This is a genomic window from Niastella vici (assembly GCF_002077945.1).
GTDB lineage: Bacteria > Bacteroidota > Bacteroidia > Chitinophagales > Chitinophagaceae > Niastella > Niastella vici.
Genome location: NZ_LVYD01000124.1, coordinates 102329 through 116503, shown reverse-complemented (window position 1 = coordinate 116503; position 14175 = coordinate 102329). Strand labels below are relative to the sequence as shown.

Below are 14175 nucleotides of genomic sequence, written 5' to 3'. Positions count from 1 at the left end.
GCATAATACAAATATGATTGGGTGCAATCATATCTGTATTAATTATATTTTGATGCAGTCTCTATTTAGTGGAAAATGAATAATTCAATTTATCAGTTTCCTCAATACCCAAAACCATTACCCGTTGCAAACCCGATTTAAGCGTTGTTTCTTTCAGGGTTGCTTTGGCTGCCGCATCATATAATATATAAATGGCGCCACCGGGCTTTTCCAGTTTTAGTTTTCCGGGTGCAATAATACTGGCCGAATCGGTATTGCCCAACAAGAGGGGAATGAATTCTGTGAAACGGCCGGGGTGTTGAATGCTGACCTCGATTGCCTGTTCGTGAAAGACGATCGACTTTTTACCACTTGTACCTAATTTATAAGCCACCGTTAATGTGCCGTTGGGTAAATCGTGGCTACCGGGCGTTGGGTGTATGGGTTTATTGTTGATGGAGAACAGGGCATCCAGCGTATCCGCTTCATACAACCGGCCGTTTTCGGGTTTTGTGCCCCAGGCTGCATCATCGGTATCAGTTTGCGATTGCAGAAATGAACCGGCCTTTGGATGCCACAACAAGCCAATACCATAACGCTGTTGTGGTTTTAACCTGGGCCCTGAATTAAAACAGGCATAATAACCCGGCTGCCGCACGTAGGTAAATACAGTAGGGTTGCGGCTGTCCATTTTCTGGTGTATGAACCTGTTGCTTTTTATGTAGGGCAGTTGACTTATTGCAGCTGCTTTTTGTTGCGGTGAGGGATACCACTGGTAATGGGTGCGGTGAAGAAAGGCATAGGGAGAAAATGCGCTGAAGGCGCCGGTGACAAGCTTTTGCACATTGGGCCAGTTTTGTTCGAGGCTCTTCCGGGCGTCAGCAACAGACTTTTTCTTTTCATCTGTATTCATATTGAATGCCCGTACACCTGCTACTGCTTCACCCAGCGGACTGGTAATAAAATAGCTTTGAGTAGTGGTGGCTTTTTGCCGCATTTCTATGGCCCTGTTGATGGTATAGTAGAGAGAAGCTGGTTCGGGCACTGCATTATAACTGATCCAGGTATAGTACCGGCTTTCTTCTTCAATAAATGCATTGGCTAGCGGCGTGTTGCGGCTGTAGCTATAAGCCATCCACAGGTTGCTGTGATGGGTATTGAAATTATAACCAAAATCGGTTCCGCCCGCTTCATAAAAAAAGCCTGCGGGGCTTTGAAAATCGGTGGCCGATTGTTTTATGCGGGCAATTAACCGGTCGCTTATTTCCTTATCAGGAAATAATGATAAATACGCCAGTGCGCCGGCCCATACATTGGTATACTGGTTTGAATAATCCTTGCCATGTTTGTACAGATCTTCTATAGTTAGCACCGCCATAATAGCTTTTCTGTCGGCAACAATTACATTTTGCATTAAAGCAGTATCAATAGCCGGACCGCCTTTAAGCAGTCGAATTGTTTCACCCATGAATTTGGTGCTGAATGCCGTTGCTGGCAGGTTCCATTGCTGCGGGCCATACTCACTAAAACGGCCATCCGTATTTTGACTGTGGCACCAGAACGATAAGGCTGCTTCCAATCTCAGCCGAAGGGCAGGGGAGGCATAATATACATTCCATGGCCGGTTGGTGCAATAGAAATAAGCAAGTGACAGTATGTTCTCCATGATGCGGGCATCATAAGGCTTGTTTACATCAGGAGCACGCCATACTGAGATATTGATAAACCCTTTGTTGGGCCCGGTTTCCAGTACGCTGTTGGCGAACGTATGAAAATGTTTCAGGTAATAGGGGATATCCAGCTCCTCATCTGTAAAATCGGAAGGCTTGAATTGCGAGAGGTCAACATCGGGTACAGCAGGCCATTGCGCCCTCAGCGGCTGTATAAATGCAGTAACAGTAATGAGCATGGCAATAACAGCATGGCCGGCATTTCGTTTCATAATAAGTAGATTTCACTTACAAGTTATTATTTCTGCTGATTAAAAAATGCCAAAACAACAACTTGTTAAAATAGCTTAGTGAAATGCTGACCATGGTCATTCTTCATCGCGCCGGTTTATGCGCCAGCGTATAAAAAGCTGTGCATTCAGCGGACGGCTTTTATTCAAACTTTTATCGGTAAAGGGATTGGTGAGCGGCATTAACAGGGCTACGCCTGCGTCTAATGCCCCAAAGCGATATGCCAGTTCTATTTTTCCCGATATAAATGAGGAAGACAGGTATTTAATGGAATCTTTACTGTTGTTAATATTGTATAAAGAATCGGTTACCAGGGTGTCAGAAAATCGCTTGTACGATTGCTGGTAAGCCAGCCCGCCGCTGCGCAGGTGGAAACCTATACCTGCGCCCACTATCCATTTTTCATTTATGTGATAATTGTATTGCAGGCTGCCATACCAACCTCCTGTCTTTATGAGCCTGGTGTTGCTTTTTACCGGTATGCTATCAAAGTTCCTGATAACAAAACCAGAGTCTTTGCGGAAGGGATCTTTATTGTAGAAGTACCACTCTGCCGGTTTTACCAGCAACATTATTTCATGTTTGTCATGGGCCATTGCACTTACCCATATGCCGGGAATAAGCAGGTTGTAGGGCTGACTGAGGGTATTGGTACCTGTAAAATAGTATTGGGTGCCATACAGGGGTATAGTTGCCTTCCACTGCGGGCCAAATTGCCATTGCCAGTTGCCTTGCGGACCATTTCCGTAATTGCTGCTCCGGGCGCGGGCAATCCTGGTGCGTTCATGCTTTTTGGCTGCAGCCGCAGGCGGCGTAGCGTAAACCGGCGCCGGCTTTTTTTTAGGCGTTGTTGACTGGTTCTTTACAACGGAGGTGTCGCCAAGTCTGATGACAAGCGGGCGATCTGCTGAAGACGGAATAATAGCTATGGTTATAACTTTTTCATCAGTAGTGTCTTTTACTACCGGACGGCCCGCTTTAACCGGCTTTACAGGTACAGTTGTTGTATCTTTTTTAAGGGTACTGTCTATTACAATAACAGGTTGGGGAAGGGTGTTTTCGGCAGGCTCGCGGGTAATTGTTTTACTCACTGGTTTGCGATGTGCAGCAACCATTTCCTTTTTTACAGGCGGTGTTGGTTTTGTTTTGGAAGGAACCGCGGGGGAAACCGTTTTTTGCTTCGGCGGATTATCCTGGAAAATAACGTACCCGTTATATATGGAATAATACAGGGAGGTATGCTGATGTATCTGCTGCAGCAGCGATCCTATGGTATACGTTCCTTTTTTAAGGTTGATAATTTTAGTTCCCTTTACCTTCGAGGAGTTAAAGGAGAAACGTATTTTACTATGGCTATGAACAAATTTGGTAAGCGAATCGAGTGTTATGGGTTTATCAAAATAAAATTGCACCCGCTGATTGCCGGGCGCATTGGGCTTACTTTGTGCAAAACAATTTCCGCCAGCTGTCAATATAAAAAGAAGGAACAGCGCGGAAATACTTTTCTTAATTACATCCATCTCCTGATATTATAACCTGGTTTTTCTTTTCATCAATTTTATATTTAAAAGCGAGGGTATACCCCAGAATATCGAGTATTTCTTCCAGTGATTTATTATCGAACCGGGTGGTGACCATACAATTATTGATAGCATCGTTTTTCACGACGATTGTGATTCCGTAAGCTTTTTCAAGAAATAGGGCTACTTCTTTAAATGGTGTATTGCTGAATTCATGGCTTACCGTTTTACTGCGCTGGGTAGCCGGGTAAGCAATAGTAGTATCCTTTATTGTATCGGCCCCGGGTTTGGCGTCGCTGGTATATTGTGTTTGCGTTGGGGCCGGTTTTTCTTTCTTAATAGCGACAACATAAGTGATCACTGCGGCAATGATCACTACACCTGTACCAGCCAGCCACCGGCCTATGCCTTTGCCAAATGAGAACCCCGACGGGGATGCGGCAGCGGCAGGCGCCAGTTGCAACAGTTGCTTCATGTTGTCCCAGGCGTCCTCAACCGGTACATCGGGTTCCGGATACTTTTGCCCGCTCGCGTTATCAGGTAAATTTTTCTTATCCAATTTGCTTCGAGTTATTTTGTTCAAATATTACTTTCAGCCGGGTGCGGCATTCATTCAGGTGCCATTTTACAGTGCCTTCCTTCATATCGATCAGGCCGATAATTTCTTTTATGGAAAATCCCTCCAGGTAATACAGGCTGCAAACATACCGGGTATTAGTAGGTAGCTGATCGAGATAATAGTATATGTCTTTCCATTCCAGTTGTTTAAAGGGATTATTGATTACAGCGTTCCCGTCGTTTTCGGTGAGCTCGAAGGTGAGTTTGGTCTTTTTATCCCTGATCAGCGTGAGGGCGGCGTTTCGCACGGTGGTATACACCCAGTTGAACAATTCGCCTTTGGCGGGGTCGTACTGATGAATATTCTTAAAAACCTTTAGCATGCCATTGTTTACTGCGGTAATAATATCGTGGTTGTCGGTGAAAAAACATTTGCACAATGCAAACAGGGCCGGGTAAAACTGTTTATACAATTTTTCCTGGCTTTGAGGATCGTTTTTTCTGCAGCCATCTATTAACTTATCCAAATTTCACGGGTTTTTAAGCCAGGACCGTTTTCATTGGTTGCTGATAGCGGTCCTGTGCAAATGTACCATTTAAAATGAGCCTTAATTTGTTGTCCCGGGTGAAATTATCACCCCGCTGTTACGGCTTCTACGATACTATAAACTACATGGTGGCTGCCGAAGGTTGGAAATTCCGGAAAAAATTTTTAAAAAAACATCAAAAGGCTTATTGGGTAAAATAGGTTACTGAATTGCTTACGCAGCCTGGGAGAAACCTGTTAAATTGAACCTGTAATTTAACAATATGAAAAAGATCCCTTCCTGGCTGGTGACGGCCTTCCTGGTACCCGTTATACTGGCATTATGCTCGCAGTATTCTTTTGCACAGGAGAAAAAGATCCGGGTATTGCTCATTACTGGCGGACATGGGTTCAAACACGAGCCTTTTTATGAAGTTTTTAGTTCCATTAGCTCTATTACCTACGATACGCTGGTTCAACCGCAGGCCAATGCGTTCATCGCTTCTCCCGAAGTGAACCAGTATGATGTGCTGGTGTTTTATGATATGGCCGATTCCATTTCACCGGCGCAGCAGCAGGCATATATAAACCTCCTGAATAAAGGCGTTTCCATGATCTTTCTTCATCATTCGTTGGTGTCGTATCAAAACTGGCCTGAATTTATAAAGATAGTTGGCGGACAATACCACACACATCCCGTAGTAGTGAACGGCGATACGTTAAATACCAGTTATGAGCATGATGTAACCATTCCCGTAAAAGTGGAAGATAAAAAGCATCCCGTTACAAAGGGCATCAGCGATTTTGAAATTATTGATGAGGTGTATGGTGGTGTGGAGATCCTGCCGCAGGTAAAGCCTTTGCTCAGTACCACGCATCCTAAAAGTATGCGCTACCTGGCATGGATCAATCATTATGGGAATTCGAATGTCATCTATATACAATTGGGCCACGGCCCATCCGGTTATTCCAACCCAAATTATCGCAAACTGATACAACAGGCCATTGAGTGGTCGGCAAAACGATCAAAAAAATAATTTAACCGAAAGAGCTGCCATTAATTATCATCTTTCTGTTGCTTCAGCTGCGCATGCCGTATGCGGCTCAGCGTTTCGCGCGATACGCCTAAATACGATGCTACCATGTGCAGCGGCACCCGCGGGAACACATTGGGAAAAGATTCTATAAAATGCTGGTATTTTTCTTCGGAAGTAAAACTGATATTCATGAGTATCCTTTCGTGGTTGGCGTCATGACTGATCTCCTTTATTTTATCTGAAAGCATTTTGAAGGTGGGAATAGTTTCCAGTAACCGGTCAAAATTTTCCTTTTTCCATAATACCAGTTCTGTATCTTCCAGGGCATCGATATTATACCTGGAAGGCGTTTGGTTATTATAGCTTTCATGGTCAATACACCAGGCGTTTTCGCAGGCAAACCGCATAATATATTCCGTTCCATCCTCCTTCAGCAGGTAGGTCCTTAATAAGCCTTTAGAAATAAATGTTTTGTACCGGCATACATCACCTTCCTGCAACAGGAATTGTTTCCGGCGCAACTTCTTTTCGGTGGCCAGCGAGCGCATAAGGGCCAGTTCATCCCGGGTAAAATGCGCTATTGACGTAATATAAGCTTCAAAAATTTCAAACATAGTGTTTACTTCTTTTCAGCTGCCTGCTCGCAAAGTTAAGGTCAAATGACCTCAAATAATTGTGTCAAATGCCCTTGGGCCGGGGCAGCATTCCGGCGCAAATTTGTGGAGTAAATTAATTATTCAATAAAATAAAAACAACATATGCGAGTATTTGTTACCGGCGCTACAGGTTTTGTGGGTTCAGCCGTTGTACAGGAATTGATCGCTGCCGGCCACCAGGTTACAGGACTGGCCCGCAACGATTCCGCAGCCAGTTCCCTGGCCGCCGCAGGTGCCGAAGTGCATCGCGGCCATCTTGAAGACCTCAACAGCCTTAAACGTGGTGCGGCCGCGGCTGATGGCGTTATTCACACCGGCTTTATTCATGACTGGTCGAATTTTAAGGAAAGCTGTGAAATAGACAGGCGCGTTATTGGGGCGTTCGCTGAGGCGCTCGCCGGTTCCACCCGGCCTTTGATCATTACTTCCGGTATCGGCATCCTGGGTCTTGGTCGCCTGGCAACAGAAGAAGATGTACCTGCTACTACCGACTTTCCCCGCACAGCTACAGAAGAAGCCGCTGTTGCGGCAAAGGCCAATGGCGTGCGCGTGTCGCTGGTGCGTTTGCCGCCATCGGTACATGGCGATGGCGATCATGGTTTTGTTCCGGCACTTATTGATTTTGCAAAGCAAAAAGGCGTTTCGGCGTATGTGGGTGATGGGCTCAATCGCTGGCCTGCTGTGCACCGCCTCGATGCTGCCCGGTTGTTCAGGCTGGCGTTGGAGAAAGGGGGAACGGTGGCCCGCTTTCATGCAGTGGCCGAAGAAGGCGTGCCTTTCCGGGAAATTGCAGCAGTGATCGGCCGGCGGCTTAATGTGCCTGTTGTTTCTAAATCGAAACAGGAAGCAGCCGATCATTTTGGCTGGTTTGCGCATCCCGTTTCTTTCAACACGCCGGCATCAGCTGCGCTAACACAGGAAATACTTGGCTGGCGTCCCACTCAAATTGGCTTGTTAGCCGATATTGATCACGAACGGTATTTCAACCGGTAAAAACAATGCTATAACACAGCAAAGCCTCCCGTTGCATCGGAAGGCTTTGCTGTGTATATGTTTACCCCATTTATTTTTTGACTGCTTTCAGTTGAATATAGGTTGGCCGGTCGCGGTCGCAGGTAATAATGCCATTCTCCAGCTGTAGTTCCGCAACCTGGATCACGCTTCTTCTGGCCGCCAGGGATTGATCGGGCGCCCGGTTTGCTTTCGCTCTGCCCGGATGGGTAAAATAGAAGACAAATGCTTTGCCGTCATTTACCACTACATCGCTGTGGCCGCCGATAGCTCCATCGTCGTTACCCCTGCCCGGCGCTTCCAGGATATTTGCATTGCGTTTCCAGGTAAGCAGATCGTCAGACTGGTAAATGTCCATCCCTTTCCAGATATCAATGATCATCCAGTAGCTGTTCTTCCAGCGAAATACTTTTGGTCCTTCGCCTCTGGCAGCAATGGCCTTGCCTTTATCTTCCCAGTGAAACAGGTCTTTGCTGTCGGCATAATAAATACTCTTTCCATCTTTTTCATTGTTATACCAAAGGCGCCAGCTGCCATCGGGTAACCTGTATACAGAAGCATCGATGACATGGTCGTTGGCCAGTTTGAGGGTGCTTTCATATTTCCAGTTCTGCAGATCGGTACTGGTTAAATGAACAATATTGCGGGTATGGTTCCAGTCATCGAAGATACCCGGCACATATGTAAGGTACATGTGATAAAGGCCCTTGTTTTCTATAACATCCGGCGCCCAGAAGGTATAGCCTTCATTGGGGCGGTAATTGATATTTGCCGTATCCATATACTGCCAGGTGCTGCCATCTGTTGAAGTGGCAATGCCAATACGGGTGCCATGCACCCAGCGAACACCCGATGAATCGTTGGTATTGGCACGGCGATTGGTATAAAACATCCACCAGGCTTTCTTTTTTTTGTTCCAGATAATAACCGGGTCGGCAGCGCCATCATACACAGGATCAGCAAAAGCGGGTTTAGGCGCGGGGACTTTATTTTGCGCCAGGGTAGTAGCGGTGCTGGCAATTGATAGCATAATGGTGCCCAATAAGATTCCTGTTAACCTGTTCATATGGCTTTAAACGTCGGTTTAACTTTTATTTAGGGATGCAAGAATACTAAAAATAAATAGTAAATGGCCATTAAACCCGGTTGCTGGTGAACAGGTCTGTAATGGGGCAATTGGTTAAGCCCCAGTTAATTTACCATGAATATTTTTTCATATTACAGCTTTTGTTATAATTGTAGCAGATTAGTGCTTTATTTCCCTAAATACCGACTTTTGATAAGAACGCTATTTTTATTAATGCCTGTGATGCTGTTGGGTTTGAAGAATAATGGGCAAACCCCGCTTCCTCAAAGGCCGGTCTCTCAAAACGCTGTGGACACCAGCAGCCCCGCAAAAACCAAAGAAAAAGATATGGGCGATGTGTTGCTCCATCTTTTTTACCCGCACAAACCATTGCCCGCCGATTCTACAGAAGTAAAGGATACCAAAAAACATTTTTCACTCGTGCCCGCAGTTGGGTATACCCTTCAAACAGGTTTTGCCGGTCTTGTTAGCGGCAATATGGCCTGGTACAATGATATTGCAGGTGATGCCAAAATTTCGAGCATTAGCACCAATGTTACCTACTCGCAATACCGGCAGATCATGATCCCCTTTCAAATCAATTTGTGGACAAAGGGCAACCGGTACAATATCATTACCGACTTCAGGTTTATTAAATATCCATCTGTTATTTATGGTCTTGGCGGCGATTCAGATCCCAACCAGGGCTATACTATTGATTTTTCAGGTATCAAGGTGCATCAAACGGTCATGAGAGCGCTGGGGGGTGATTTTTATGTGGGGCTTGGTTACTACTTCGATAAGATCTGGCATATAAGAGCCACCGATTCCCTGTCAGATGACCTTAAAGAGCAATTGAAACAAACCCTTCACAGGAAAGAAACAGCATCGGGATTTGCCTTGCGTTTTTTATACGATTCACGACTGAACCAGATCAATCCGCAGCAGGGCATCTATTTCAATATTGTATACCGCAACAACCTGAAAGGACTGGGTAGCTACAGCAACTGGCAATCGCTGTTGATCGATAGCCGTACTTATTTGCATTTCCCCAGGCAGTCGCACAATGTGCTTTCCTTCTGGCTCATGGATTGGCTAACCCTCGACGGTTCACCGCCATATTTATTATTGCCCAGCACCGGTTGGGACGATAATTACAATTCGGGCCGTGGATATATTCAGGGCCGGTACAGGGGAAACAATATGCAGTATTTTGAAAGTGAATATCGCTTTGGTATTACGCGCAATGGTTTAATAGGCGGGGTGGCATTTGTAAACCTGCAGCATTTTTCAAACGAAATATCTGATGCCTTCAGTACTTACTTTCCCGGTTATGGGCTGGGCCTGCGCATAAAGCTCAATAAACATTCCGGCGCCAATTTGTGCATTGATTATGGATTTGGCCAGAACGGCTCCCGCGGATTCTTTGTAAACCTGGGCGAAATATTTTAAAGGTTAAGTAAGTACAGATTGCAGCTCATCAACAGGCATTGCGAAAATTGTTCAGTATATACCAATCAAGCTGACGGAAGCACCACCAAAGCAGTACTGAAATTAGAAGTTAAAGATGGGAATTTGATCATCGTAAACGGAGAGGCCGGAAATGACAACGAATATGTCATAATGGTGTCGAAATGGGAAATAATTAAGGGGTAAGCCCAACAATGTTTAGCGTAAGATATTTAATGTAATCCCCCTTCAGGTCTAATTTTTGAAGGGGGATTTTTTTTATTATAAACCCGCTATTACAACATTTGAGATCAGCATATGCGTTGGGCTATAGAAATCGGCGCCGAGTTTAAAGGTGCTATAAGTTCTGTTGCCTTCAAAGGCATGATTAATGTCGTATGTTTTTTCCTGGTTGATGTATACCCGTAAACGTTCGCCTTCTTTTTTAAACGCGATGTGATTTATTTTTCCGCCTGTGTTATAGGCGTCGCTGTTAACGTGCGTATCCAGGTCTTTGCCTTTGCATTCTACATAGGCGCTGCCGCCCGAATACATCCTGAATTGCAGGTATGGGTTGGAAGGGTATTTATCGAAATTCCGATCCAGCGCATCTTCAAAATCAACAAACAGGGTACTGCTATTGCCACCGTCAATGATCACGTCAAATTCTACGGTAAAATCTTTGGGAAGACCGGTTTTTAATTTTGGAATATACACCCCGGTACCTGTAATGTTAAACCAGTTGCCCGGGTATTGTTGCAGGGTAACCACTTCGCCGCTGGCATTGGTGAGCCATTTAACCGGGAAATTACCCTTCTTGGTGGAGTCAAAATGATCTATAAACAACAGCGTGTTGCCCGGTACAAAATCATACACTGTATTAATACCAACACTGGTAGGGGAGGCGGTTGGTTTTGTAGCATCTGTATCAGCCGGCTTGTTCCTGTTCTTCTTTTTAAATAAGCCACCTACTTTGTCAATAGTGCTGCCCACTTTGTCGGCGGTGTTGCCTACCTGGTCAACAGTAGATTGTGCATGGCCGTAGAATGGAATGGTTGCAAGAAATAAGACAGGTAATGCAGCAATGAATTGCATTTTGCGCATAGGTTTTGTTTTAATGGAAAAAATAAAATTGTTTTATTCAGGGTCCATTAGGGGGCTCACAGATCAGTCGATGCGCATATTTTTTTATTACAGTGCAGGAAGTTATTTTTTGGTGATAAAGACAATTCAGTGGTGTTTGGGTATTGGGCACTGAGATGCCTATAAAAAAACAGCCTCTCCCGATTCATCGGGAAAGGCTGTTGAAAGGAAAAATAGAACACTGACCTTGTTACTGTGCAATGAGTGACCACTGCTGGTTATAACTTGAACCGCTATACCATTGTTGCATAGACGAGCCATTGGTGGTTTGTCCGCCAGTATCAAGACATTTGCCTGTGGTAAGGTTAACTACTTTATAATAACCATTGCCAAGAGAAACAAGTGTCCACCGCTGGTTGGTGCTCGAGCCTAAGGCCCACTGTTGAACAACACTGCCGTCGGTGGTATTGGTACCTACATCAAGACATTTCTTTCCGGTAGCACAGCTTAATGTATAATAGCCGGCCGTATAGCTGATATTCCATAGTTGGTTGGCGCTGGAAGAGGATGCCCATTGTGCAACTGCTGCACCGTCGGTGGTGCTGCCCAGGTTGTCGAGCATGAGGCCGCTGCTCCGGTTCTGCAATTTATATCTTCCATCTGCAATGGGGCCCTGCCATTTGGCTGCGGTGGAAAGCTTCCACGACCACCGGAACATATTGGCGCAACCGGGGTTAACCTCTATCAGGTTATTGTTGGCTACATACCAGCGATAGGTATCAATATCGTTCACGCCCGACCAGGCGATGGTTCCCATTGAATTGTCTTTGGCATAGGCAAGTCCGCCTGTAATGAATGCCTGATCTTCGTACACGCCCGTATCCCATTGCCACCAGAAACTTACATTGCGATAGTTTTCAACGCCAATTTCGGTAACAACTGTTCTTGCTGCATAGGAACCTACCTTCCCTGAGATTATATTGTAGTAACCCGACCATACATTATACGACCCATAGAACCACCAGTAACAATGGATGCCCAGATACTGGCTGCTTAACCGGCTGTCGTTTCCTACGGTGACCACTTCGCCGGCGTAACCGGTTCCATCGAGGATACATTTCCAGGTTGATGGATTGATCGTTCTTAAGAAATTGGCATACAGGTTACACAGGTCGGTGCCCGAATAATCAACCGGTTCGTTGATGGGTTCATATAGTACCGCATCGTTGTTTTTATAAACCGCATCAACCGTGCTCCACATGGTGTACCATTGCGTGGTGTCGGGCACATGATGCACATCGATGGGCCAGTAACAAAGGATCACATTGCACCCTTCTGATACGACCGCGTTAATGGCCGATTGATACACGGGCCAGTAAGTGGAATTACTGGCAGTTAACGGAGTGATAGGCATACGAATGGTGGTGCCACCGCTTGCTTTAACCGAATCAGCGATCCGCTTTCCTACAGCCGCCGCATTGGTTGCCGAAATGGATGAGGATAGGCCGCTGGGGGTAACAACCCTTGAGGCGGCTTCGTTCCCGTTAGGGTCGGCCCAGTTTATGCCCCGCAAGCCATTCGTATTGGCCGTAGCGCTTCTGGCCGTTGAATGAGTGGCGGAAGTGGCATCCGTTGTTTGTACGGCCGTTTCTTTTTTTGAACAACCGGCTAATACAGCCAGCAGGCAAATAGCCTGAATGAGGAAGAGTTTTTTCATATGACTCTATTTTGTGATGGTTTAATGCAAGCAATCGATCAGCAATCGTTATTAATAGCCCGGATTATTTGGCAACAGGTTTTTATTTATATCTATATCTCCCTGCGGAACGGGCCACAACCATCCTTTGGCGGCATCGAAACTCCGCGTTTCCTGTTTCACCAGCTTGAACGTCCAGGTAGCTGAGCTCGAAGGGTCACTGAGTAACGATTTATCGTAGCCGTACACATCGTGCACCAGCGAAACATCCTGCCACCGCAACATATCGGCATAGCGGGTTCCTTCATTATAAAACTCCACCCTTCTTTCATGCCGCACGATAGCTCTTAATTGCGACTGGCTTAAACCGGTTCCTTCCACTGATTCTACGGTTGGCATACTTACGCGGGCCCGCACTTTATCGATCAGCGAATAAATTTCGGCATCGGTACTACCTGCTTCAATAAGCGCTTCTGCCCGCATCAGGAAAATATCTGCATAGCGCATCAGGATCGTATTCAAAGAATTGTTGTTTACATCGGCAATACCAATGCTGGCGTATTTGCGTGGCCGGGCGCCGCAGGGTACCTGGTCAAGCGCAGGAATAAAAGTGGTGGAACCGAATTTTGAACCGGGCAATACCACTGATGCAGCCAGGCGGGGGTCGCGGTTTACAAAAGGATTTTGTGCATTATAGCCCGATGAGGCATTGGTAATTGGCAACCCGTTCGTCATGTAATAGGAATTGATCATGTCGGCAGTCACATTCGCTGTGGGCCAGCTGCTCAATGACAGAGCGGCTGTTGGCCATGGTTGCGACTGGGTGGTAGGTATGTATTGAATATCAAAGATCACCTCTACGTTGTTTTCGTGGTTTTCATCGAAGGTGCCGGCATAATCAGGATATAAACTGTATGCTTTCAAATTGATTACATCCAGGGCAGCCTGTGCAGCTTCGGCATATTTCTTATTATACAACAATACCCGTGCTTTGTAAGCAAGCGCTGCTCCTTTGGTGGCGCGGCCTACATCTGATCCTGAATAGGAGGTGGGAAGCGCTGCCGCTGCGTCATTAAAGTCGGTAAGGATCTGCGTAAGCACGTCGCTTTTGGCGGTTCTTGACACATACGCTTCTGACAGGGCCAGTACTTTGGTAATAAGCGGTACATCGCCGAAATAGGTGATGAGGTCGGTATAGGCATAACCCCTCAAAAATTTGGCTTCGGCGCTCATTTGCGATTTTATGGCATCGCTTACGCTTGCCTTGGCAATGTCCTGCAGAAATTCATTGGCCCTGGCTATAATGGTATAATCCTGCGTCCATTTGGCGTAAGGCGCCCAGCTCGAGGTATTGGTGAGCCATTCACCCACTTCCTTCGAACCCTGCCAGGCGTCCTGGCAATAGCCGTTGTCGCTCATATAATCGAACTGGTAAAAATGGGCGGGAGTAGCGTTGGGTTGAATGGCATTGTATATACCTATCAACGCCATTTTACATTGCGTTTCGTTTTGATAAAAGGTGGAAGGGGAAAGCCTGTCCTTTGGCGTTTTATCTAAAAGGTCTTTTGCGCAACCGGTAAAAGCCAATATTGAAATGAAAAGAATGCTTTTATTTATATTTTTCATATCCTGC

Annotated in this window: 12 protein-coding genes; 3 read left to right on the top strand and 9 right to left on the bottom strand. The window is 45.9% G+C overall.

Annotation, left to right across the window (positions count from 1 at the left end; translation table 11 throughout):
• Positions 1 to 61: 61 nt before the first annotated feature.
• The 4 genes from A3860_RS38060 to A3860_RS38045 all read right to left on the bottom strand — a co-directional run bounded on the left by A3860_RS38060 (position 62) and on the right by A3860_RS38045 (position 4545).
• Positions 62 to 1921, bottom strand: coding sequence for a hypothetical protein (locus tag A3860_RS38060; RefSeq protein ID WP_081155839.1), 1860 nt, complete (start codon positions 1919 to 1921; stop codon positions 62 to 64).
• Positions 1922 to 2017: 96 nt separating this feature from the next.
• Positions 2018 to 3460, bottom strand: a complete 1443-nt coding sequence (locus A3860_RS38055) for a hypothetical protein (RefSeq protein WP_081155838.1) — start codon at positions 3458 to 3460, stop codon at positions 2018 to 2020.
• On the bottom strand, positions 3447 to 4019 hold the full coding sequence (locus A3860_RS38050; protein WP_081155837.1) for a DUF4974 domain-containing protein: 573 nt from the start codon (positions 4017 to 4019) through the stop codon (positions 3447 to 3449). Before A3860_RS38050 ends, A3860_RS38055 begins: the two co-directional genes overlap by 14 nt.
• Positions 4012 to 4545, bottom strand: coding sequence for an RNA polymerase sigma factor (locus A3860_RS38045; RefSeq protein WP_081155836.1), 534 nt, complete (start codon positions 4543 to 4545; stop codon positions 4012 to 4014). Before A3860_RS38045 ends, A3860_RS38050 begins: the two co-directional genes overlap by 8 nt.
• A 283-nt stretch (positions 4546 to 4828) precedes the next feature.
• Between A3860_RS38045 and A3860_RS38040 the strand changes: the two genes are divergently transcribed.
• Entirely contained in the window at positions 4829 to 5581 is a 753-nt protein-coding gene (locus A3860_RS38040; RefSeq protein WP_081155835.1) for a ThuA domain-containing protein, read from the top strand.
• A gap of 20 nt (positions 5582 to 5601) precedes the next feature.
• Here A3860_RS38040 and A3860_RS38035 read toward each other — a convergent pair whose 3' ends face one another.
• Positions 5602 to 6195, bottom strand: a complete 594-nt coding sequence (locus A3860_RS38035) for a Crp/Fnr family transcriptional regulator (protein ID WP_081155834.1) — start codon at positions 6193 to 6195, stop codon at positions 5602 to 5604.
• A 144-nt stretch (positions 6196 to 6339) separates the two neighbouring features.
• Here A3860_RS38035 and A3860_RS38030 point away from each other — a divergent pair, with 144 nt between their 5' ends.
• The gene (locus A3860_RS38030; RefSeq protein ID WP_081155833.1) at positions 6340 to 7230 is read left to right on the top strand and encodes an SDR family oxidoreductase; all 891 of its coding nucleotides are present in this window, start codon (positions 6340 to 6342) and stop codon (positions 7228 to 7230) included.
• A gap of 70 nt (positions 7231 to 7300) precedes the next feature.
• Here A3860_RS38030 and A3860_RS38025 read toward each other — a convergent pair whose 3' ends face one another.
• Positions 7301 to 8314 (bottom strand): glycoside hydrolase family protein, encoded by a 1014-nt coding sequence (locus A3860_RS38025; RefSeq protein WP_081155832.1) that lies wholly within the window; start codon positions 8312 to 8314, stop codon positions 7301 to 7303.
• 210 nt (positions 8315 to 8524) lie between these two features.
• Here A3860_RS38025 and A3860_RS38020 point away from each other — a divergent pair, with 210 nt between their 5' ends.
• Complete coding sequence (locus A3860_RS38020; RefSeq protein WP_158085492.1) at positions 8525 to 9766, top strand: BamA/TamA family outer membrane protein; 1242 nt, start codon at positions 8525 to 8527, stop codon at positions 9764 to 9766.
• 279 nt (positions 9767 to 10045) lie between these two features.
• On the opposite strand, the gene A3860_RS38010 is transcribed toward A3860_RS38020, so the two are convergent.
• From A3860_RS38010 to A3860_RS38000, 3 genes are all read right to left on the bottom strand, one after another.
• Positions 10046 to 10867: a hypothetical protein gene (locus A3860_RS38010; RefSeq protein WP_081155829.1), complete on the bottom strand. Its 822-nt coding sequence runs from the start codon at positions 10865 to 10867 to the stop codon at positions 10046 to 10048.
• A 229-nt stretch (positions 10868 to 11096) separates the two neighbouring features.
• Complete coding sequence (locus A3860_RS38005) at positions 11097 to 12563, bottom strand: RICIN domain-containing protein (protein ID WP_081155828.1); 1467 nt, start codon at positions 12561 to 12563, stop codon at positions 11097 to 11099.
• Positions 12564 to 12614: 51 nt separating this feature from the next.
• On the bottom strand, positions 12615 to 14168 hold the full coding sequence (locus tag A3860_RS38000) for a RagB/SusD family nutrient uptake outer membrane protein (protein WP_081155827.1): 1554 nt from the start codon (positions 14166 to 14168) through the stop codon (positions 12615 to 12617).
• Positions 14169 to 14175: the final 7 nt, after the last annotated feature.